Here is a 22,391-nt window from a genome sequence, read left to right as displayed (position 1 = left end):
GCGGTGTCGAATGCGTCTCGCAAGTGGACAATGCCGATAAGCAACTGGTCAAAAGCGTTAAGCCACTTCTATGTGAGATACGCGGATCGTTTTCCGAAAGTGGCATAGAAAATCTCATACACAGTTTACTTGACAGACCCGGGAGTCAAAATAGCATACTGAGACAAATAATCCGGGGTATCAGGCGCAAACCTGCCCCGGAATTTTTCTGACTACATCACCGCAAGCATTACCCACCGCGTAATCATGGCCGCAATCCACGCTATCACGCACTGCCAGATCACAACGCCTAACGCCCATTTTCCGCCCATCTCGCGCCGTATTGACGCTACAGCCGCCGCACATGGTGTGTACAACAGGCTGAACACTAACAGAGAGGCCGCCGACACTGACGACAATACAGAGCTGACATTATCCCCGAAAAGCACATTGAGAGTCGATACTACGCTTTCTTTTGCGAGAAATCCGCTGATTAATGACGTGCATATTCTCCAGTCGCCTAACCCTAAAGGAGCGAATACAGGCACAAGAAGCCCCGAAACCGCCGCCAAAATGCTCTCGTCCTGATTCGCCGTGAAGCTGAAGTGAGGCGTGAACGTCTGCAGGAACCATATCACAACCGTTGCGACGAATATCACAGAGAACGCCCGCTGAATGAAGTCTTTTGCCTTCTGCCATATCAGCATGATTACATTTCTCGCGCCGGGCATACGGTAATTAGGCAGCTCCATCACGAACGGCACAGCCTCGCCCCTGAACAGCGTATTTTTGTACAGCAATGCCACAAGAATCCCTATCACGATTCCAAGAACGTATAATCCCGTTATGATAAGCCCCTCGTGTTCCTCAAAAAATGCGTCAACAAAAAATGCGTATATCGGCAATTTCGCCGTGCAGCTCATGAACGGTGTCAATAATATCGTCATTCGTCTGTCTCTTTCACTGGGAAGAGTCCTTGTTGACATTACAGCAGGGACAGTACAGCCGAAACCTATTAACATCGGGACAATGCTCCGCCCTGAGAGTCCTATCTTCCGCAATAGCTTGTCCATGAAGAACGCTACACGCGCAGTATATCCGCTGTCCTCAAGAATCGACAGGAAAAAGAAAAGCGTTACGATTATCGGCAGGAATGACAGAACGCTCCCGATACCCGCAAAAACTCCGTCAATAACAAAACCGTGAATAACGTCATTGACTCCCATCGCCGTCAAAAATTCGTCTGCGTGTTCCGTCAATGCCTCTATCCATTCCTCTAACACGTCCTGAAAGTATGCGCCGATGTATTCGAACGTAAGCCAGAAAATTCCGGCCATGACCGCAATAAACAGAGGGATTGCCGTATATTTCCCCGTCAAAATGCTGTCGAGCTTCTGACTCCTGAGATGTTCCCGGCTCTGCTTGGGTTTCTTGACGGACTGGGCGCAGACCTTCTCAATGAATGCGAACCTCATATCAGCCATTGCCGCGTGGCGGTCTAATCCCCGCTCGTGCTCCATCTGCACAATAATATGCTCTAACATTTCGCGCTCGTTCGTGTCGAGACTGAGACGCTTTAATGTCAGCTCGTCATTCTCAATCACTTTGCTTGCGGCGAATCTCAGGGGGATATTTGCGCGTTCGGCGTGATCTTTGATGAGGTGTGATATTGCATGTATTGCCCGGTGAACCGCCCCGCCGTGATCGTTCTCATCGCAGAAATCATAGCGCGATGGCTTTTCCTGATACTTTGCGATGTGGACAGCGTGATTCACGAGTTCGTCAACGCCTTCATTCTTGAGGGCTGAAATCGGCACGACAGGGACTCCCAGCAATGACTCCATCCTGTTTATGTCGACTGTTCCGCCGTTGCCGCTCAATTCGTCCATCATGTTAAGGGCTACAACTGTCGGTATCTGCATTTCGAGCAATTGAACAGTAAGGTACAAATTCCGCTCAATGTTCGTAGCGTCAACGATATTGATTATGGCTTTGGGCTTTTCGTTGAGGATGAAATTTCTTGAGACTATCTCCTCTCCGCTGTAGGGGGACATAGAATAAATGCCGGGCAAATCGGTAATGAGGGTATCAGGATGCCCGCGTATAATTCCGTCTTTGCGGTCGACAGTAACGCCGGGAAAATTTCCGACTCTCTGTGAAGCTCCCGTGAGCTGGTTGAACAGAGTCGTCTTGCCGGAGTTTTGATTCCCTGCAAGCGCGAATGTTAATGTCGTCCCTTCCGGCAGAGGCTCGGACTCTCCTTTGACGTGATATTTTCCTTCCTCGCCGAGTCCGGGGTGTTCTATGCTGTGGAAAGCGTCAATGAGTTTTGTGGCTGTCTCTGTGTCATTGGCCGGGGTGATTGTTATCCGTGAAGCGTCTTTTGCCCGGAGCGTGATTTCGTAGTCGTGAATCCTGAACTCTAACGGGTCTCCCATAGGGGCGGGGCGAATCATTTTGACTCTTGCGCCGGGGATTATTCCCATGTCAAGCAAATGCTGACGGAGATGGCCTTCACCGCCGACTGTCTCAATGACGGCTGATTTTCCTGCTGATAATTCTTTGAGCGTCATGTGAAAATTCCTTCCTGTGAAAAGTTTTTGACGACTCAAATTTTACCCGTCAACCGCAAAACGCAAAAGGGCAGCGGCAATTCTTCACGGCAAAATCACAAAGGGGGGCAGGAAAAAAGCTGCCGGGATTCCTGTGAGCCTTTTCGGGAGTCCCGGTTTTGTTGCGGCCTAAAGAGTGTTGAAGACTGTGTATCTGTTTCGTATCTTTAGCGCGTAGGGTATAAGGCCGGAAAATTCGTCCTCGCTCCATGATATGCACTCGTCAAGTATTCTGTTCATGCCCAAGTCCCGGAAAAATCTGCTGAGAGTCTCATACTGCTTGGGATTTTCGCGGTAATTCCTCTCTATTATCATATGCGCCCATGCTACTTGAAGCCCGTGTATTGATGACCTTTCCGGGAAATGCTCATCTATTGCGTGGCTTATGAGGTGTTCGGCACCGCTGTTTGGTCTTGTTGAACCGCATATTATCATCGCAAGCCCTGACGTTATGAGGCCGTCAGCCAAATCCATCAGAAAATCACCGCTCATAATATCGTCTGACTTATAGCCAAGCATAGGCATAACAGCTTCTTTTGACAGCATGAACGCAAGCTCGTTGATGTCCTCGCCTGTGTCTTTGTGTGAGAGTAGCCAGTCGTCAAGCGCGGAAAGATTTGACACAAGATCACCGACTCCGGCATATATCAGTTTCAGCGGGGACTTCCTGATTATGTCCAAGTCTACAATTATTCCCATGGGAGGCTGAACGGCGTAGCTTCTTTTTTTCCCGTCAGCAGTGAGCCGGGCAACGCATGAATATACAGCGTCATTTGACAGCGCAGAAGGCAGGGTGATATACGGCATGTCGCATTTTGACGCGCAGTATTTCACGATGTCGAGAACGCTCCCCCCTCCGAACGCGAGAATAACAGCGTCCCTGCCCTTTATCTGCTCTATGACTGAGTCGGCCTCGTCAATTATTCCGCCCTGCACGAAAATTTTGCGGGTAAAAGAGTTCTCATCAAGCGTTTTCCTGTACATGTCGTACAAATATTCCTGCGTGATAAGAATCTTGTCCGGGAAATATAAATGCCTGTGCCTGAGAATGCCGTCAATGTTTCCGAGAATGCCGCTTCCTGTTTTTATCAGCGCGGGTGCTTTGAACTCATCGTAGAACATCAGCGTATCTCCTCATAAACATTCATGATTGACCCGAAACAGTAATCCGGCTTTATCTCTGAGGCAGAAATTTCTTCCCTGTCAGCCTCGCCCGTAAGAACGCATACCGACACCGCCCCGGCATTTACAGCGGCTGCAATGTCCGTGTATAACCTGTCGCCTATGCAGGCTATATACTCGTTTGGGATATTCCATTCTGCTGAGACTGAGTCAATCATTTCGCGGTCAGGCTTTCCGACAAAGACGGGCATTCTTCCGGCGGCGTGGCTTATCATTTCGGCGATGGCCCCGCAGTCAGGAATGAATTTCCCCTCACGGACCGGGCATTTCAGATCGCAGTTTGTTGCAACATACGGATAACCGCGGCTGACATAGTAGCAAAGCCCCGCAATTTTCCCGTAAGTAAGCTCCGTGTCGAACCCAAGAACCGCGAAATCTATATCGCTTCCCCGGTAATCTTCCGGCATTATCCTGAAGCCCGCCCCGGAAAGCTCGCGCCTCAATGACTCCGTGCCTGCAAGGTAAATATTCCGCCCTTCTCCCTGCCGTCTGAGATAGCGTATGAGAGCGTCCGCCGATGATGTTATGTTCTTCACGCCCGCTTTGATTCCGAGCCTGTTTAGTTTGCTGACGTAATCGGCTTTGCTCCGTGATGAGTTGTTCGTCATGAATACATAGGGAATGCCGTGCTCATTGAGGAGTCCGAAAAATTCAAGCGCACCGGGGATTAATTCGTCCTCATGGTAGATTGTCCCGTCCATGTCGAGCATGAACAGCTTTATTTCCTTCAGGCTTTTCACAGCGAGTCCCCCCTGAAAATCTCTGAGGCTTTCTCCAAATCCTGAAGGCTGTCGATTTCGTACCATCTATCATGAATCACATACGGCTGAAAGTCTGAGTCCGGGAAAATTTCATCAAGAGCTTTCTCCGTCCATGAATTTACATCGCCGCGGACCTTTATTGTTTCTTCCGCTTTCCTGAAAAGCAATGATGATGTACGCGCCGAAATCTTGTAGACATCAATCGAAACCGCGTAATATTCCTCCGGGGTGATTGTCTTGCTGATGTGGGTTATTTTCCTGCCGTCGTAAATAACCTTCATGGACTCTTCTAGGTACTGTGATTTGTCGCAGGCTATTGCGTCTTCATGGCCGCAGGAGAGAAGCCCGGCTGTTATTCCCGCGTCAAAATAAACATCTCCATTCATGAGAAGGAAATTGCTTCCGTCAAGAAATTCACGTGCGAGGAAAAGCGAGTACATATTATTTGTGCGGTCATAGTCTCTGTTAGTGATTACGCGGACAGAAGGCCATCTGTCATTGATGTGTGCTGAAAGAATTTCTGACTTGTAGCCGGAAATCATGTATATGTCGCTGAGTCCGTTTGCCTGAAGGTTTGAGAGCTGACGGTCAATAATCTTGATACCGTTCACTTCTGCCATACATTTTGGGCGGGTGTCTGTGATTGGGCGCAGTCTTGTTCCGAGTCCCGCCGCGAGGATTAATGCTTTCACGCTAATCACCTCCCTTCGTGAGAGGGCTGCGTTTTCTGAGGTTTTTACCCTCCCCTATAACATAAAACACGCAGACTTTCATGCGTAATATTGCCTGTAGTAATTCTGTATGTCAGCATAAAATATCACTTCTTTCATTGGGATATAGAGCTTCCGGGATTATATGCAAAATGATTCCGCTGTGTCAATGAAAAAATTTCCCGGCCATGTTTCAGACCGGGAGTCCTGTTACTGTTCTGACGTAGTATCACTCTTCTGCTTCAGTTCGCCGTTCATGTATTTCATCATCGACTCAGCTGCCTTCTTTGCGCCTTCAACAGCATGTACTACAGTCTTTGCCCCAGTAACAACATCGCCCGCCGCAAAAACTCCTTCCCTTGTCGTCATATAATTCTCGTCAACAATCAAGAGTCCATTTTCTGCGGCAGTGAGTCCGCTTGTTGTGCGTACCAATTTCCCGCGGGGTATCTGGCTGATTGAGATGATAGTCGAGTCCGCGTCAACCTGAATCCGCTCATCCTCATGGCCGATAATCTCATCATTTTCGCCGTAAATCGTCCGGCAGAAGACCGGCCCTCTTTCTGTGATCTCCTGAACCTGCATTCCCGTCTCAATTTCTGCTCCGTCAAGTTCTGCGTATGCCACCTCGCTTGAGCTTGCCGCTATCTCTTTTCCCATTGCGTAGAGTGTTACGGATTTCGTGCCGTTCCGCAGGGCTGTGCGGGCTACGTCCATTGCCGCATTACCCACGCCAATAACAGCGACATGATCCCCAAGGTGATGGGCTTTAGGGTTGGCAAGGTAATTCATCGCAAAGTGAACATTTCCGAGACTCTCGCCCCTAATCCCTAACGTTCGCGGCCTTTCCGCCCCTGTCCCGACAAAAACAGAGTCGTAGCCGTCGCGAAACAAGTCATCAATCATCAATATACTTCCGATTGTCGCATTCAGCCTGATTTGTATTCCCATTTCTTCAAGCCGGGACTCGTAGCGGTCAAGAATGGATTTCTGCAATCTGAACTCAGGAATCCCATACTGCATTACGCCGCCGATTTTGCTTTTCCACTCGAAAATTGTTACCCTGTATCCCTCATGCGCGAGAATCACAGCTACAGTAATCCCCGCCGGGCCTGCACCGATTACGGCGACATGCTTCCCGTTTTGCGCTGACGGTGCCGAGACGGGCATACGGTCTAAATACATGTCGGAGATATACGTCTCAATGCTGGAGAAATGAACGGGGCTGTCCTTTCGTCCCCTGATACAGTTTCCGGCGCACTGATTTGCGTGGTTGCAGACCATAGAGCAGACGAGCGACAGAGGATTGTTGCGGAAAAGAATTTCTCCGGCCTCCATGAGTTTGTGTTCCCTGAATAGCAGTATCACCTGCGGGATCGGAGTGTGAACAGGGCATCCTTTCTGGCACATGGGATTTTTGCACTGTAGACAGCGTTCGGCTTCTGTGATTATGTGCAGAGGCATTAAATTTTTCCCCCTCGTTTGATTTTGGAATTGCCGAGATTATATCAGCAAACAAAAACCGAGTCCCCCGAAAGAGACCCGGCCATGTGAAAATGAATCTGCGCTAGAATTTCGCGGCTTCCTGCCCGGCGATTCTCCCGAACACAACAAAATCTGACACCGCAGTGCCTCCGAGTCTGTTACCGCCGTGAACGCCCCCCGTAACTTCTCCGGCCGCATACAAGCCCTCAATCACTGAGCCGTCAGCACGGAGAACGCGAGTCCTCGTGTCAATCTTCAGTCCGCCCATCGTGTGATGGATTCCCGGCGTTACCTTTATCGCGTAATACGGTGCTTTGTCGAGAGGATTCATAAAGCTCGTGCGCCCAAAATCAGGATCTTTCCTCGCCGTTACGTAGCTGTTCCAATCGGCCATTGTCTTTGCGAAAACATCAGCAGGAATATTTATCTCCTTTGCTAATGCCTCGTATGTGTCGCCCTTAAATGAATAACCCTTTGCGATATATCCCTGAATGAGAAGCGACTCATCAGCCATTTTCTGATCTATTATCAGGTAAGCGAATGAGTTAGGCTGCTCGATTTCTGCCTTTGAGACAACATCACGCGCAAGAACTTCATCAACGAATCTCTTTCCGTTCGTGTTGACGAGAATAGCACCGTCCCCGCGCAAACCTTCCGTAATGAGATTCGATGAGTCATACTGCACTGTAGGGTGAATCTGAATCTGCTTCATGTCAACCGTAGCCGCTCCGAGTTCCTGAGCCATTACGATTCCCTCGCCGTTAATGCCGGGTGCGTTCGTTGTCATGAAACCTTCAAGCGCGGGATTGAGTCTCGCTACCATCTTCAGGTTCGCGCCGAATCCCCCTGTCGCAAGAATTACGGCCTTTGCGTTCACGGTGATTTTCGCGCCTTTGCTTTCTGCCTCAATGCCTGAGATTTTGCCGTCTTTGTCGGTCATGATTGATTTCGCGGTCGTCTCCATTAACATTGTGATGTTCTTGCGTGATTTGCAGGCCGCTTCAAGTCTCGGAACCATATAGCCGCCGACAGAAACAACTTTCTTCTGCTCGTTCAACGGCCTGTGGATTCGTTTGACTGATGCCGCCCCCGCAAAACCTACAGATGACAAGTCAATATTTACCGTCTTCAGCCATGCTATAGCGTCTGCTGTGTTGTCGGCGAGAGTCTTCACGAGTTCGGGATTATTGATTCCGTGTCCGCCTATGAGAGTATCGAGCTGCATTAATTCGGAGCGGTCAAAATATCCGTCGGGATTCGCTTTGTATGCGTCCCATTCTTTTTTGACGGCCTCAGCAAGTTTTGTGATTGCGGGATGGTCTTTCCATTTGTCTGCGGCATTCTTTAGAGTCTTCTCGACTCCGGCATCCTCCGTGAATTTGTTGCTGTTCTGCTCAGGGGTATGAGCCGCGTTCATTCCGCCGGAAGCCCGCACAGAGTTCCCGCCCGTCATGGCCTGCTTCTCAATGAGGACGACTTTTTTCCCCGCGTCCGCCGCAGTAATCGCCGCAATCATTCCCGCACCGCCCGCGCCAACGATGACAACATCAGCATCATATGTCTTATCCTCGGCCTTTGCTGATGAGGCACCCATGAAATCAGCAGGATTCACGCCCGCCGCTTTGAGGGCTGACTCTGCCGCTTTGAGGATTCCTGTTGATGTTACTGTCGCCCCTGAAACGCCGTCAACGTTGATTGTGTTTCCCGCAACCATTTCGCCGGGCATTTTCTCGACAGCTACAGAGCCTATGCCGGGAGTCTCTTTCGGGCCGTCGGCTTTTACGTCGGAGATTTTGCCGTCTTTGAGGGTAATTGTTACGGAGATCGCCCCCGGTCCGCCGAAACCGTCAGCAGTCCCCGAACCCATTACAGCCGAGCCGCGATTCTGCTGTGTGATTACCATAATGACAATTATCACTATGGCTGAAACAAGCGCAAATACTTTTTTCTTCATGATAGTAATTGCTCCTTCTGAAAAATTTTTGATTGGGTGCGATAAGTATATAACATATTAAGCTATAATCACTGCAAATTTTCCCAATCATTAAAGGAGGAATCATCTTGCACAGAAAATTATTGCTGTTATTGTTCTCACTTCTCATAATTACGATAGCTCCATCAGTTTTTTACGGCGCGGAAGAAAACGAAATGGCCGCCGATTACGTTACAAGAATCAAAAACGAAATCAGCGCGGACATCTCAAAACTCAGGGACACAGCTGAAGCCGAGCTTGCCGATATGAGACTCACAAGCTCAGACATCACAAACCGCATTCATGAGCTTGAAGCGATGAGTCAGACTCTCTCCGATGACATGGCCGCATGGGGCTACACTCCCGAACAAAGAGAGATTCACGCGAATATCGTCTCAGAATTAATCACGGCATATTCCGCCTATCTCGGACTCGTTCAGGGTCAGACAGTCCGCCAGCCAGACTCAAATGATATATCAATCCTCGCGAATATCGCCTCACCCGACATAAACGCAAGCGACAATTTACGGCAGGAAATCTCAAAAGTCTCACGCGGACTCGATGTTCAGGTGTTCTATTTGCAGTCGAAAGTCAGCAAGCTAAAATTAGACCTCGCAGAAGCATCATCACTCCGAAAACAGCTCAAAGCAGCCCAAGAAGGCGGCGAGGCTCTCGAATTTCCTCACACTCATATAATTATGCTTGAGAACGCACGAATAGACGCTGCATTAACCCGGCTTCAGGTTCGCGAGCAGATGAAATTTTTTGAGGCTAACATCTCGGCGATTTTGCGGCTAAGGAGACGGCTTTCCGATATGCAGGGCAAACTGTCATTCCCGCAGTCGTTATTAGAATCCAACATTGAGAAACTGAACGCCAGACTCAAAGAATTAAGCACGGAAATGAGCGAGGCTCGCAAGGCTTTGGACTCTGCAAATTCATCGCTAAAACGCGCAAGGGTTACTCTCGGTTCTGCTGACGTAAACATTCTCACGAACGCTTCAGCCTCATACATGGCAAGGAGCGTTAGAGTCCGTTACTGGGAATACATGATAACAATGCTCAATGAGGAAGCAGCATTTATACGCGAGCTTCAGGAAGTCTGGCGCAAAAGATACAAGCTCTTCAACGACACAGCAGCAGGCGAGGAAATATGGAGGATACGCGAGGAGTCTCAGACAAGAATCGCAGAATTACAGAGGCAGCTTGACGGAGTGCGCTCGATGGAGAATGCAATGATCCGCGATGTAAATTCCGCGCAGGCTCAGGCAAATGCGGAGGGCATTACGGGAATCGTTCAGCAGAATCTTCTTCAGGTCGTCAGCAACAGGCGCAAAATTATTTCGGACATATTCGAAATATACGGGCTGCTGATTCCCCGTATGGTTTTCTACTATCAGAGGCTATATGATGAGGCAAGCGACAAAATGAGCGCGGTACGCCTCGCCGAGAAAGTAAGCGAGTTCAGCAAAGAGACCGTTATGAATTTCCTGAACACGGAATTATGGCAGGGCGAAGGATATTCCGTAACAGTCAGCAAACTAACGATAGCTGTTGCTGTATTGCTCTCAAGTTTCTTCCTCAGCTCATGGGGCAGCAGATGGATAAAACGCCGGATAATGAAACGCGCAAAGGCCAGCATAACCGCGGCGAATGCGATTCAGCGCATAACGTTCTATATATTGTGGATAGCGTTCGCATTGATTGCCCTGAATATCGTTGACATTCCTTTGACTGCGTTCGCGTTCATGGGCGGAGCTATTGCGGTCGGTATAGGTTTCGGAATGCAAAATATCTTCAACAACCTCATAAGCGGCTTCATCGTGATATTCTCGCGCCCCTTCAAGGTGAATGACATTGTGGAGGTTGCCGGGACTCAGGGAGTCGTTGAGGACATCGGCTCACGGTCAACAACTATAAAGACATGGGACGGACTCGACGTTGTATTGCCCAACCGTTATTTTCTTGAGAATACCGTAACAAACTGGACAGGCTCAGACATAAAGAAGCGCGAAATTCTGAAGGTCAGCGTGTCATATGACGCAGACTCGCGGAAGGTTGAGAAAATATTGCTTGACGTTGCGGGCGGGCATTCAAACGTTCTGAAGAATCCTGCGCCGTTTGTTATCTTCAAGAATTTCGGGGATGACGGACTCGAATTTGAGATATATTACTGGTTCGAGCTGAGAAAAGGATCGGGCGCAAAAATATCAAGCGACATGAGGCATCATATAGCAGCTGTATTCAAGCGTGAGGGAATCGATATACCCTACCCGCAGAGAGTCATACACATGGCCGGAAACGACAGCGCAAAAATCCCGGAGGCCGCCGACAATGACAGAGAGTCAGCAGAATGATTTAACGCTGAATTTGTGCCGGGCGTTTGCTGTGCTGAATGACCCTGAGAGCGTCCGCGCTTTTCTCGATGATATAGCCTCGCCGGGGGAAATCCGCGCAATGTCCCAACGCTTAGAGGTCGCAAGATTATTGAGCGAGTCGAAAACGTACCCTGAAATCATGAGGCTTACGGGTGCAGGTACAGCGACAATCAGCCGCGTGAAAAGGTGTATTGATTACGGGCCGGGTGGGTACAAGAGAGTTTTACGCGGGGAGTAAAAATTCCTCAGCGTGATAAAATATTCGGACAATCCAAAAATTTTTCAGGAGGTTGTAGCATTATGAGGAAAATATTTTCTCTTGCTGTAATTCTGGCACTGGCTCTCAGTGTCCCGGCTTTTTCTGCTGACGGCGGAATGCCCCTCAGCGGGCCGTACAAGGACGGTACACAGCTGATATTTGCGACAGGCGGCGAGCAGGGCGAGTATTTCGCATTCGGCACGGTGCTTGCGGAGGCAGTTAGCAGGGCGACAACAACGCAGATACGCATAGCCACATCAAGCGGTGCGATGACGAACGTTGAAGCGGTCTACATGAATTACGCCAATCTTGCCTTCACGCAGACAGACGTAGGATTTTACGCCTCACGCGGTACAAGGCTCTTCAATACGAAAATGGACAACTTCTCGACAGTCGCCGTGCTTTATCCTGAGCCGGTTCAGATAGTAACGCTCAATCCCAAAATCAACAGCATAGAACAACTCCGGGGCAAAACTGTTTCAATAGGCGAGGAAGGCTCCGGGACATACTTCAACGCGGTTGACGTTTTCGCGGCTTACGGGATGGACGTTGACTCGGACATCAATCCGGTGTATGAGTCATTCGGCAATTCTGTAGAAGCTCTCAAAGCCGGACAGATTGACGCGGCTTTTATCGTTGCCGGGACTCCGACTCCTGCTGTCAGCGAGCTTGCTAAAGCCGGAAAAATTAACCTCGTCAGCTTTGACGACAGGCACATCATGGACTTAATCGCCAAATGCCCCTACTACAACAAGTGCGATATAGCCAAGTCAATATACGGCACTGATGAGGATGAAGTTACGGTTGCGGTGAATGCGGTAATTGTCGCCCGTGATGACGTGAAAGCAAATGACGTGTACAACTTCATGTACGGGATATTCGAGAACATTGACGGCCTGAAGAAAGTTACGCCCCGCGCAAATTCTCTCAGCCTCAAGAAAGCGGCGGGCTATCCGGCAGTCCCCTATCACCCCGGCGCAGTGAAGTATCTCGGCGAAAAGGGAATCCTTGTGTCAGGCAAAAAGAAATAGGAGGGAATCATAATGAGGAAAATTTTTGCGGCGTTCGCAGTTCTGATGATGTTCGCGGGCTGTGCGTTTGCTGACGGTATGCCGGGCGGGACAAAACTTGTGTTCACGACCGGCGGCGCACAGGGAACGTATTACGGTTTCGGCGGAGTCCTTGCGGGCAAAGTCGGCGAGAAGACATCAACGACAATCACGGCAATAACTTCCGGTGGGTCAAAGGCTAATATCGAGGCTATGGACAACGGGGACGCGCAGTTAGGCTTTGTACAGTCAGACGTAGGAGCATACGCCTACAAGGGTACGCGCCTGTTCGAGGAGAAAATCACAAACTTCTCGACGGTGGCGAATCTCTACATGGAGCAGGTACAGATAGTAACGCTTGACCCGTCAATAAAGACAGTGGCCGATCTGAAGGGGAAAAATGTATCAGTCGGCGCGGCAGGGTCAGGGGTCTACTTCAACGCGGTAGATGTTCTTGAGGCGTACGGACTCGATGTCGACAAGGACATTAAGCCGACGTACCAGTCATTCGGCGACTCTGTTGAGGCACTGCAGGACGGGAAAATTGACGCGGCATTTATCGTAGCGGGTGCGCCAACGACAGCGGTAACCTCACTCGCGGCGACAAAGAAGGTCTACCTTGTCGGGTTCGATGATGAGCATGTACTCGCGCTTATCGCGAAATCGCCCTACTACAGCATGAACGTCATCAAGAAAGATGTTTACGGCACGGACAGCGACACAGTAACGGTAGCTGTCGGAGCTGTCGTAATCGCCCGTGATGATGTCTCAGAAGCTGACGTGTATAACTTCCTGTGCGGAGTGTTCGACAACAAGGACGAAATCACGAAGGCACACGCAAAGGGCGCGGAGCTTGATATGACATTCGCGGCATCGTATACGGCAGTCCCCTACCACAAAGGCGCGGTGAAATATTTCGGCGAGCATGACATCAAAGTAGCGGGGAAATAATTTCCCGTAAAACAGAAAATTCGCGGCTGCGGCTTTAAGGAGTTGCGGCCGTTTTTTGTTAATCTTTGCTCCTTGCGACCCCGCGGCGCCCCCTCCGGCCTGCGATCCCTCCGTTAGCAACCCCACCGCCTTTCAGGCACCTCCCCTTACGCAGGGGAGGCAAGAACATGGGCGCGAGTCTCTTGTCCCCCCTGTCAAGGGGGGAGGGAGCGACAGCGGAAGGGGGGTAGACCTGCCAAGGGGGGAGGGAGCGCAAGCGGAAGGGGGGTGAACCCGCCAAGAGGGATTAAGGGAGATATAACAACAAAAGGAGGAATTTTCATGAGCGATGAAATTACACGTGAAGACATAGCACAAATGGAGGCAGATGTTGACGCAGTAATGAAAAAGTATGACCGCGAGTCCAACGTCAGAATATGGGAAGGGACTCCGGGCGTTATTGTGCGGTGGCTGTCGGCTTTGTTCTCGCTGTACTGCATATATGTTACTCTCTTCAGCACGGCCATGCCTGAAATACGGCTGAATGTCTTTCTCGGACTGATAATAATTCTCGGCTACCTTCATTACCCGATACGAAAATCATCCGGGACTCTGAAGCCGGGAATAAGCGACTCACTTTCAATCCCGCTGACGTTCGACACGACTCCCCGCGTGAACTCGATACCGTTCTACGACATAATATTAATGCTTGCCGGGGCTATACCGTTTTTCTACTTTGCATTCAACGCCGAGAGCATCATAAAACTTGCGCTCCGTGTAACGAGTCCCCGTAACCCGAATTATATGATGATGGTAACTCTTGCGGTGATGGCGATTTTGTCGGCTATGGAACTGTGCCGGAGGTGCGTGGGAATCCCAATACTTTGCGTTGTCGGGGCGTTAATGTTCTATGCGTTCTCGACAGTAAGATTCGGGAAAGTCATCTACGATTTGTTTTACTCGACAGGGGACGGCCTCAGAAGTACGCCTATTGAGGTCTGCGCGAAATATATTGTTGTGTTTATCATTTTCGGGGCATTCTTGGAGCGCACCGGGATTTCTACGTTCTTCATAAACTTGGCCAACGCCATAGCAGGAGCGAGCGCGGGAGGGCCTGCGAAAGTTGCGGTGATTTCGTCAGCACTTTGCGGAATGGTATCAGGCTCATCAGTCGGAAACACAGTAACAACAGGAAGCGTTACGATTCCCATGATGAAACGCACGGGGTACAGGCCGGAATTTGCCGGGGCAGTCGAGGCAGCAGCGTCAACGGGCGGACAGATAATGCCTCCGATAATGGGCGCGGCGGCGTTCCTCATGGCCGAATACATGGGCATACCCTATTCACAGGTCGCACTGAAAGCGATATTGCCGGCGGTTTTATACTTTGCGGGAATATATATCGCTGTTCACCTAGAGGCAAAGAAACTCGGCCTGAAGGGAATCCCGAAAGAAGAATTACCCCGTGTACTTTCCCTTCTGCCGAAAATATATCTGCTCCTGCCGTTAATCATTCTCGTTGTGATGGTGTCGATGAATATTTACACTATGCAGTTTTCAGCGGCCATTGCGATAGGTTTTGCGATTCTTGTGGGATTGCTGAACAAGGACGAACGAATCACCCCGCGAAAAATCATTGACGCATTAGAGGCAGGCGGGCGCGGAACAATAACGGTAGCAGTTGCGTGTGCTATGGCCGGGCTTGTTGCAGGGTGCATAACGTCAACGGGGCTTGCGTCAGAATTAATCACAATGGTAGTAAACGTATCGGGCGGACATGCGTTTATCGCGCTCGTACTCACAATGATATGCTGTGTAATTCTGGGAATGGGAGTGCCTACGACGGCAAACTACTGCATAATGGCGGCGACATGCGCCCCGATTCTGATGGCTCCTGCGATAGGGATAGAGAAAATCTGCGCACACTTCTTTGTGTTCTATTTCGGGATAGTTGCGGACATCACACCGCCTGTAGCTTTGGCGGCTTACGCTGGCTCTGCGATCGCGAAAGCTCCCCCGATGAGGACTGCCTTCAACGCGACAAAGCTGGCGATAGGGGCGTTCATTGTGCCGTATATATTCGCGTTCACACCTGCGATGCTGTTCGAGAACGTACAGCCGATAATCGCGATAACGGGCGCGGGGGCAGTGCTGACGAATATACTTGTCGGGCTTGAGATCGTGCTGATATGCGCGACGGCTCTTCTTGGGATTTTCGGGGTTGTGGCGAGCCTGAACGGGTATCTTTTCGGGCGGATGAATATCATCATGAGGGTGATAATCTGCGCGGGTGGACTGAGTATGCTTGTGCCTGGAATTGTGAGCGACCTTATCGGGTTAATGCTTGTGGGATTCGTCTTCACTGTGCAATACATGAAGGGCCGGGCGAGTCCTGCTGTGTGAGAAATTGAGTCCCCTGTCGTGAATGGCGGGGGATTTTTTGTTGACGGGGAAAAAAATTGCCCCGGTGTTTTGTCCGAAGGCAAAAATATTTACAGTCTTACTTGTTGACGTTTGAGATCCCGCCTGAATGAGGCAAGGAATGATATTCTCTCGGAACTAGATCCATTGTCCCCATGTCTGAGCGTTCGTGCCATGTGAGATTGTTATCTTTTCGGAACTGTGCTATATCTTTTGCTGAAAGATTCAAATTGTTCTCTCCGTTGAGCTTGTCGGCAAAAATTTTATCGGCATTCCTGAAATTATCCGGACGGCTGCGTGTGAAGTTGTTTATCTTTACAGTGCCGACTGACACCGCAGAGAAGTCCGGCTCTCCGTTCTTGTAAGGAATATTCTTGATGTCGTTCCTGTACTTTGCGTTGATTTCGTTCCATGTAAGTTTTTCGGGATTATAGAGCTTGTTTGCAGGTACAGTATTTTCGTCCATAATCCAGTTTGAATTTCCGCGTTCGCCTGCCCACGTTCCACCGTGTCCGTTAATCGGTGTATGAGAGTAGCCATTACTTGAAGATTTCTGCTGACTCGCAACAACACCGCCAGTACCGCCGATAGCAGCAGTTCCTAAACCGATCTTCCCGATTGTAACAGTGGCACCGGCACCTCCCGTAGCAGCTCCTCCGGCAACAGCTCCACCGCCCGCCACAACACCGCCAGCAGCAGCAGCAGCAGCAGCTCCCGCCACGACCCCCGCGCCCGCACCAAATGCGCCAGCTCCAACCAAGACACCCGTATCTTTTGCGAGCGATTTTTCTTCAACGTTGTAACCGTAATACGCTCCCCCGGCCGCTCCGGCAACTCCAGCCACAGCAGCAGCACCAACCACAAAAGGAGTCGCAAGGCCGCCCGTGAAGAATATTAGAGCCGCCGCCCCTATTGCCGCAGCTGTCCCGGCACCCGCGCCGTATGCAACCGCATCACCTTCCCGCGAGCCTGTACGATTTCCCCACGCGAACGCAGGCTGAACAACTCCGAACACCATTACGCACACCGCAAGCAGCGCAACTTTTTTTGACCTTTTCAGCATGATTATTACCTCCCTATTTTTCTTTTTTACCAGAGATAGCAGCAGTAGCCCCCGCCACAGCCGCACCTACAATTACACAATCGGACTCCCAAGCCTGAACAAAAGCGACAACAGCACTAAAAACGCGACTCTCTTCATTAACGCCTCCTTCCCAAAGTACAAAACGTTGCGCCAAACAGCCCCCTTCACGAAGAAAACTACCCGGCGCAAGAGCAAAAGCACACAACTAACAATCACACGTCTTGCGCTATGCTATAATAAGCAACGGACAAGACGAATAATTAGACTACATGAGAATAATCGGGTGCTTAATATGAACTTTAGACAGCAAATATTATAGCATAGTGTTGTTTTACCCATATTTTTATCTCTGAATTTCCATAAATTAATCACATAAATTTTTACATACGCGCAAAAAATTACCCCCGGCACTTTCACCGGGGGCGTAATCTTCTCTATATCCTCATTCAAACATCTGACTCAACGGCAGCTCCTCATGCACCCGCCTTATCGCCTCAGCAAACGCAGGAGCTATCGACAGCTGCAATATCTTGTCCGTCCTCTTCTCCTCCGTCAATGGTATCGTGTCAGAGAATATCAGCCTCTCTATCGCGGACTCGCTGATGTATTCCATCGCCTTCCCCGAAAGAACCGCATGTGTCGCGCACGCAAATACCCTCTTGCACCCGCGCTCCATCAATCCGTCAGCGGCATGGCATATAGTCCCGGCCGTGTCGATAATGTCATCAACAAGAATCGCCGTGCGTCCTTTCACGTTCCCGACAATGTCCATAACCTCAGACTGATTCGCAACGTCATGGGAGCGTCTCTTGTCCACAATCGCTATATCAACATCGAGTTTCACCGCAAATTTTCTCGCCCGCGCAACTCCGCCCACGTCAGGCGAAACTACTACGACATTTCCCGCCTTCAGGTCGTCAGCAAGAAATTCCCGGAAGTAATCCGCGAAAAGATTCATGGCCGTCAGATGATCCACAGGTATGTCAAAGAATCCCTGTATCTGCCCCGCGTGAAGATCCGCCGTTATTACACGGTCTATTCCTCCGTGCATGATGAGATTCGCGACAAGTTTCGCCGTAATTGGCTCTCTGGGCTTGGCTTTCCTGTCCTGCCGACAGTAACCGAAATACGGAATAACAGCGTTCACATAATTCGCCGAGGCCCTCTTCACAGCGTCCGCCATTATCAGCAAATTCATTATTCGCTCATTTGTCGGGCAGCATGTCGGCTGTATGATGAAGACATCCGCGCCCCTCACGCTTTCGCCGAATCTGATTCCCGTCTCGCCGTCCGAAAACTTGAAGCTCTTTACGTCCGCAATCGGGACTCCAAGTTCCTCGCTCACTTTCTGCGCGAACTCAGGGTGCGCGTTTCCTGATATGATTTTGAGGCCGTTTCCTCTGGGCATGATTACTTATCCCCTTCCGTTGTAGTCTTGTGGTGATGGTGATTGAACAATGACCAGTCCGCAATATTCTTCTGTCTCGCCCTCCCTACCCCTAGTGAATTTTCCGGCACTCTCTGCGTAATCACAGAGCCTGCCGCTGTCGTTGACCTGTCTCCGACTTCAACAGGTGCCACAAACATTGTATTTGATCCGATAAAGCACTCATCGCCGATTACTGTCTTGTTTTTCCTCATGCCGTCATAGTTACAGGTAATGCTACCCGCGCCGATATTCACATCATGGCCGAGTGTCGCGTCTCCCATGTATGACAGGTGCGGGACTTTTGAGCCTTCTCCGATACGCGAATTTTTCAGCTCAACGAATTTCCCCGCGAAAGAGTTTTCCTCAAGGCATGTATTATCCCGAATGTAGCAGAATGGCCCGGCCTTTGTGTTGTTCTTGAGTGTACTGTTCTCGATTACCGCATAGGCTATTACGTGTACATTTTCGCCGATTTGGGCGTTCGTGAGGATTGAGCCTGAGCCGATTACAGACCCTGCGCCGATTTTCGTACGCCCGTAAATTTGCACGTTCGGCATTATTGCTGCGTCATGCGACAATTCAGCGTCCGCAGAAATATACACCGTGTCAGGGTCAGCGATTCGGACTCCCTCGCTCATCCAGTGAGTCAGAATCTCACGCCGCATTTCACGTGATACCCGGGCTAATTCCTCCTGAGTGTTCACGCCCTGCATTTCGGACTCCGGCATGATGAACGCTCCTGTTGACATTCCCGCGTCATTCATGAGGGCTAATGCGTCCGTGATGTAGTATTCGTGCTGTGCGTTGCTGTTTGTGATTGAGTCTATGATTCCGAGAAGTGATTTCACATTGAAGGCGTAACATCCTGCGTTGACCTCGTGAATTTCGCGCTGTTCCGGGGAAGCGTCTTTGTATTCGACAATTGAGACCGAGTTTTCCCCGCGTATTATTCTGCCGTAAGCACCGGGGTTTTCTGCCTCGAACGTTATCACAGAGCAGTCATTTTCCCCGGCTGAGGCGATTAAACGCTTCAGGCTCTCAGGCTTCATCATGGGCAGGTCTCCGTTAAGGACAATGAGAGTCTCATAGGCTGACCAAAATTCGCGGGCTGTCTTCACCGCATGGCCTGTGCCTAGCTGTTCATGCTGCCATATGATTTTTACGTTCGGGAAATTTTCTGTAATGTGTGATTCGACAAGCTCACCGCCTGAACCTACAAGAACCGCTAAATCTTCCTGAGTGATTCCGGCTGATAATGCGCTGAGTATAACATAGTCGATAATAGGACGGTCAAGCACTGGCTGTAAAACTTTAGGTGTTGCGCTCTTCATTCGTGTGCCTTTTCCGGCGGCCATGACTAGAACGCAGAGTTTACTCATGACATGCATCACCTCTATTATTTGTCGTGTGGCTGGGATGGATGGATTCGAACCATCATTACAGGATCCAAAGTCCCGCGTCCTGCCCTTGGACGACATCCCAACGCAAACACGCTAATTATTGCCGATTAACTTTCAGCCGTCAAGCTATGCGATAAAATCCCGCCCCGTTTTTGGGAGTGTGTCTACCCTAGTTTCGGGGATTTCGGGAATGTCTGATACTTTTTCCGGGCTGTCTGATACATTCTGAGGCTGTGAGGGTGAATCGGAGGGGGTATCATCTTTTGCGGGGCTGATATTTTCCTCCTTGCTGAGTATGTCCGGCGATGTTTCCTCATTCATGAGCCTGTCGAACTCTTCCGCGTCAATCACTTCACGTTCAAGAAGGACTCCGGCTATCTTGTCCATCAATGCACGGCGTGAAGTCAGAATTTCTTTTGCGGTCTCGTAGCATGTATCGATTATTGCTTTCACTTCCTTGTCAATCTGATACGCTATCTGCTCGCTGTAATTCCGATCCTCCGAAATGTCGCGCCCTAAGAAAATTTCCTCGCGCTTATTGCCGAGTTTCACCAGTCCGATTGTCTCGCTCATGCCTAACTGAGTAACCATCTGGCGGGCTGTCTGCGTTGCTCTCTCAAGGTCATTGGCCGCACCGCTGGTAACGTCATTGAACACAATTTCCTCGCTGACTCTTCCGCTGAGGAGGATAGATATTCGGTTCATGAGTTCATTTTTTGAGATGAGGAATCTGTCTTCCTCCGGCACCTGCAATGTGTAGCCTAAAGCCGCGTGGCCTCGTGGGATGATTGAAATTTTGTGAACAGGGTCAGAGCCGGGGAGAATTTTTGCGACTATCGCATGTCCCGTTTCATGATATGCGATAATTTTCCGTTCGCGCTCGTTGAGGATTCTGCTTTTCCGCTCAGGCCCGGCCATGACTCTCTCTATTCCCTCTTCAAGGTCTTCCATTGTGATTTTCTCGTGGCCTCTGCGAGCCGCCAGTAACGCGCCCTCATTCACGAGATTTTCGAGATCAGCACCCACAAGCCCGGGAGTACTCCGCGCAAGAACCGCCGTATCTACATCGTCAGCAAAAACTTTATCCTTCATGTGAACCTTCAATATTTCCTCGCGTCCCTTAACATCAGGGCGGTCAACCGTAATATGACGGTCAAATCTTCCCGGCCTCAAAAGTGCAGGGTCTAATATGTCCGGCCTGTTTGTAGCCGCGATTAGTATCGTTGTGCTAGTGTCGTCGAACCCGTCAAGCTCAACAAGCAATTGATTCAATGTCTGCTCCCGTTCGTCATGGCCTCCGCCGAGTCCCGCTCCCCTGTGCCGACCAACCGCGTCCATCTCGTCAATGAATATGATACAGGGCTGATACTTTTTCGCCTGCTCGAACATGTCCCGGACTCTTGCCGCCCCGACTCCAACGAACATTTCAACGAAATCTGACCCGCTTGAGCTGAAGAACGGAACATCAGCCTCGCCCGCCGCCGCACGCGCAAGAAGAGTCTTGCCTGTACCGGGAGGGCCTACAAGCAATACGCCTTTCGGGACTCTCGCGCCCAGCTTCTTGAATTTCTCCGGGTCTTTCAGGAAGTGTATTACCTCTTGCAGCTCTTCTTTTGACTCATCGCACCCGGCAACGTCAGCAAATGTTACTTTCGGCTTGTTGTCGAGGAATAATTTTGCCTTGCTCCGCCCGAACGACATAATACGCCCGCCGCCGCCCTGCATGTTGTTGAGGAAATATATCCATACCCCGATAAGCAATAGAGTCGGGAAAAGTGAAGTCATAAGCGACATAAGCCACGTATTTTTTTGCGGTGCCTCAACAGTAACCGTTATGCCTTTTGCCGATGCTTTGTCCGCAAGCCCTGAGACATCGAGTCCGTATGTCAGGAATCTCTGCCCGCTGTGAAGCTCGCCCTGTATTGTCGCCGAGCTTGACTCCCCCGGCACTGTGTTGTTCCGTATCTGCAGAACCCGTATATTTCCCGCGTCTAATTCTTTCAGGAACTGGCTGTAGCTTATTTCGTCATACTGCTTCTGGACTTCCTCAGGTGTTAGGAACGTGTTGACCATCGTAACGACAACAAGAACTAACACGAGATAGAGTCCGAGATTCTTTACTACCTTGCCCAAGATTTAATTAGCCTCCAAATTTCAAGTGAATATTAAGGATTATAGCAGAGTGAGAAATTCACGGCCAAAAAAACAGCAGTCCCCCTCAAAAAAGGAACTGCCGCAGCGGTCTCACTGCTTTTTCAGGTCAGCGCGGATTCCGTTAGTGAGTGCCAGCAGTCTTTCAGGCTCAACCGGAAAAAATGCATGATCTGTACCTGCGGCGGCCCATACAGTTTTGTGCGCGAACAAATCAGCGTCAACAACAACCTTCAAATCCTCGTCATATCCCAAAGGCGGGACACCTCCGACATGATAGCCGTAACGCGAATATACTTCCTCCGGCGGCATCATTCTTGCGCGGTTATGCCCGATAACTTTTGCGGCTGATTTCGCGTCGACTTTGTTCGCCCCGCACATAAGCGCGAGGAAAGGCTCTGTCTTGTCCGCAACAAGTATAAGGCTCTTGAGGATTTCCCCCGGAGTTACCCCGATTGCTTTGGCTGCGTCGTCAACGGTGAATATTGTACTGTCCGCCGTGATTATCTCGATGTCCTCTGCTCCGGCCTCGTCCAATGCTTTTCGGACTCTCTCAACTGGATTCATGACTGTAATTCCTCCTTTACGT

The 22,391-nt window shown here is 50.1% G+C and carries 16 protein-coding genes and 1 tRNA gene; 5 read left to right on the top strand and 12 right to left on the bottom strand.

Annotated elements, in window-relative coordinates; genetic code table 11:
- Window positions 1-212: 212 nt before the first annotated feature.
- From feoB to IKQ95_01645, 6 genes are all read right to left on the bottom strand, one after another.
- Window positions 213-2,552: a ferrous iron transport protein B gene (gene feoB / locus IKQ95_01670; GenBank protein ID MBR4195402.1), complete on the bottom strand. Its 2,340-nt coding sequence runs from the start codon at window positions 2,550-2,552 to the stop codon at window positions 213-215.
- A gap of 168 nt (window positions 2,553-2,720) precedes the next feature.
- Window positions 2,721-3,713, bottom strand: coding sequence for an iron-containing alcohol dehydrogenase (locus IKQ95_01665; protein MBR4195401.1), 993 nt, complete (start codon window positions 3,711-3,713; stop codon window positions 2,721-2,723).
- Window positions 3,713-4,513 carry an HAD-IIA family hydrolase gene (locus tag IKQ95_01660; GenBank protein ID MBR4195400.1) on the bottom strand — a complete coding sequence of 267 codons (801 nt, stop codon included), beginning with the start codon at window positions 4,511-4,513 and terminating at the stop codon, window positions 3,713-3,715. The genes IKQ95_01665 and IKQ95_01660 overlap by 1 nt, the downstream gene beginning before the upstream one ends.
- A complete protein-coding gene (locus tag IKQ95_01655; GenBank protein MBR4195399.1) occupies window positions 4,510-5,226 on the bottom strand; it encodes a phosphocholine cytidylyltransferase family protein in 717 nt (238 codons plus the stop codon). The genes IKQ95_01660 and IKQ95_01655 overlap by 4 nt, the downstream gene beginning before the upstream one ends.
- Window positions 5,227-5,454: 228 nt before the next feature.
- Entirely contained in the window at window positions 5,455-6,708 is a 1,254-nt protein-coding gene (locus IKQ95_01650) for an NAD(P)-dependent oxidoreductase (protein MBR4195398.1), read from the bottom strand.
- A 103-nt stretch (window positions 6,709-6,811) separates the two neighbouring features.
- Complete coding sequence (locus tag IKQ95_01645; protein MBR4195397.1) at window positions 6,812-8,683, bottom strand: flavocytochrome c; 1,872 nt, start codon at window positions 8,681-8,683, stop codon at window positions 6,812-6,814.
- Window positions 8,684-8,790: 107 nt separating this feature from the next.
- Between IKQ95_01645 and IKQ95_01640 the strand changes: the two genes are divergently transcribed.
- From IKQ95_01640 to IKQ95_01620, 5 genes are all read left to right on the top strand, one after another.
- Window positions 8,791-11,058: a mechanosensitive ion channel gene (locus IKQ95_01640; GenBank protein ID MBR4195396.1), complete on the top strand. Its 2,268-nt coding sequence runs from the start codon at window positions 8,791-8,793 to the stop codon at window positions 11,056-11,058.
- Entirely contained in the window at window positions 11,036-11,317 is a 282-nt protein-coding gene (locus tag IKQ95_01635) for a DNA-binding transcriptional regulator (protein ID MBR4195395.1), read from the top strand. Before IKQ95_01640 ends, IKQ95_01635 begins: the two co-directional genes overlap by 23 nt.
- 62 nt (window positions 11,318-11,379) lie before the next feature.
- The gene (locus tag IKQ95_01630; GenBank protein MBR4195394.1) at window positions 11,380-12,369 is read left to right on the top strand and encodes a TAXI family TRAP transporter solute-binding subunit; all 990 of its coding nucleotides are present in this window, start codon (window positions 11,380-11,382) and stop codon (window positions 12,367-12,369) included.
- A gap of 12 nt (window positions 12,370-12,381) precedes the next feature.
- A complete protein-coding gene (locus tag IKQ95_01625; protein MBR4195393.1) occupies window positions 12,382-13,338 on the top strand; it encodes a TAXI family TRAP transporter solute-binding subunit in 957 nt (318 codons plus the stop codon).
- A 321-nt stretch (window positions 13,339-13,659) separates the two neighbouring features.
- Window positions 13,660-15,720, top strand: coding sequence for a TRAP transporter fused permease subunit (locus IKQ95_01620; GenBank protein MBR4195392.1), 2,061 nt, complete (start codon window positions 13,660-13,662; stop codon window positions 15,718-15,720).
- A 97-nt stretch (window positions 15,721-15,817) separates the two neighbouring features.
- Here IKQ95_01620 and IKQ95_01615 read toward each other — a convergent pair whose 3' ends face one another.
- The 6 genes from IKQ95_01615 to IKQ95_01590 all read right to left on the bottom strand — a co-directional run bounded on the left by IKQ95_01615 (window position 15,818) and on the right by IKQ95_01590 (window position 22,369).
- Entirely contained in the window at window positions 15,818-16,801 is a 984-nt protein-coding gene (locus tag IKQ95_01615) for an HNH endonuclease (GenBank protein ID MBR4195391.1), read from the bottom strand.
- A 463-nt stretch (window positions 16,802-17,264) separates the two neighbouring features.
- Entirely contained in the window at window positions 17,265-18,230 is a 966-nt protein-coding gene (locus IKQ95_01610; GenBank protein MBR4195390.1) for a ribose-phosphate pyrophosphokinase, read from the bottom strand.
- Window positions 18,231-18,232: 2 nt separating this feature from the next.
- Window positions 18,233-19,630 carry a bifunctional UDP-N-acetylglucosamine diphosphorylase/glucosamine-1-phosphate N-acetyltransferase GlmU gene (gene glmU, locus IKQ95_01605; protein MBR4195389.1) on the bottom strand — a complete coding sequence of 466 codons (1,398 nt, stop codon included), beginning with the start codon at window positions 19,628-19,630 and terminating at the stop codon, window positions 18,233-18,235.
- 29 nt (window positions 19,631-19,659) lie between these two features.
- A tRNA-Gln gene (locus IKQ95_01600) sits at window positions 19,660-19,733 on the bottom strand.
- A gap of 44 nt (window positions 19,734-19,777) precedes the next feature.
- A complete protein-coding gene (gene ftsH / locus IKQ95_01595; GenBank protein MBR4195388.1) occupies window positions 19,778-21,784 on the bottom strand; it encodes an ATP-dependent zinc metalloprotease FtsH in 2,007 nt (668 codons plus the stop codon).
- A 111-nt stretch (window positions 21,785-21,895) separates the two neighbouring features.
- Window positions 21,896-22,369 (bottom strand): YbaK/EbsC family protein, encoded by a 474-nt coding sequence (locus tag IKQ95_01590; protein MBR4195387.1) that lies wholly within the window; start codon window positions 22,367-22,369, stop codon window positions 21,896-21,898.
- Window positions 22,370-22,391 lie beyond the last annotated feature (22 nt).

It is taken from the genome of Synergistaceae bacterium, assembly GCA_017540085.1.
Lineage (GTDB): Bacteria > Synergistota > Synergistia > Synergistales > Aminobacteriaceae > JAFUXM01.
This window is presented reverse-complemented; position numbering and strand designations above follow the sequence as displayed.

Excerpts from the sequence above, each read along its gene's own strand:
- feoB (MBR4195402.1), bottom strand. The coding sequence starts at position 2,552 with ATGACGCTCAAAGAATTATCAGCAGGAAAATCAGCCGTCATTGAGACA.
- IKQ95_01665 (MBR4195401.1), bottom strand. The coding sequence starts at position 3,713 with ATGTTCTACGATGAGTTCAAAGCACCCGCGCTGATAAAAACAGGAAGC.
- IKQ95_01650 (MBR4195398.1), bottom strand. The coding sequence starts at position 6,708 with ATGCCTCTGCACATAATCACAGAAGCCGAACGCTGTCTACAGTGCAAA.
- IKQ95_01645 (MBR4195397.1), bottom strand. The coding sequence starts at position 8,683 with ATGAAGAAAAAAGTATTTGCGCTTGTTTCAGCCATAGTGATAATTGTC.
- IKQ95_01635 (MBR4195395.1), top strand. The coding sequence starts at position 11,036 with ATGACAGAGAGTCAGCAGAATGATTTAACGCTGAATTTGTGCCGGGCG.
- IKQ95_01630 (MBR4195394.1), top strand. The coding sequence starts at position 11,380 with ATGAGGAAAATATTTTCTCTTGCTGTAATTCTGGCACTGGCTCTCAGT.
- IKQ95_01625 (MBR4195393.1), top strand. The coding sequence starts at position 12,382 with ATGAGGAAAATTTTTGCGGCGTTCGCAGTTCTGATGATGTTCGCGGGC.
- IKQ95_01620 (MBR4195392.1), top strand. The coding sequence starts at position 13,660 with ATGAGCGATGAAATTACACGTGAAGACATAGCACAAATGGAGGCAGAT.
- IKQ95_01615 (MBR4195391.1), bottom strand. The coding sequence starts at position 16,801 with ATGCTGAAAAGGTCAAAAAAAGTTGCGCTGCTTGCGGTGTGCGTAATG.
- IKQ95_01610 (MBR4195390.1), bottom strand. The coding sequence starts at position 18,230 with ATGCCCAGAGGAAACGGCCTCAAAATCATATCAGGAAACGCGCACCCT.
- glmU (MBR4195389.1), bottom strand. The coding sequence starts at position 19,630 with ATGAGTAAACTCTGCGTTCTAGTCATGGCCGCCGGAAAAGGCACACGA.
- IKQ95_01590 (MBR4195387.1), bottom strand. The coding sequence starts at position 22,369 with ATGAATCCAGTTGAGAGAGTCCGAAAAGCATTGGACGAGGCCGGAGCA.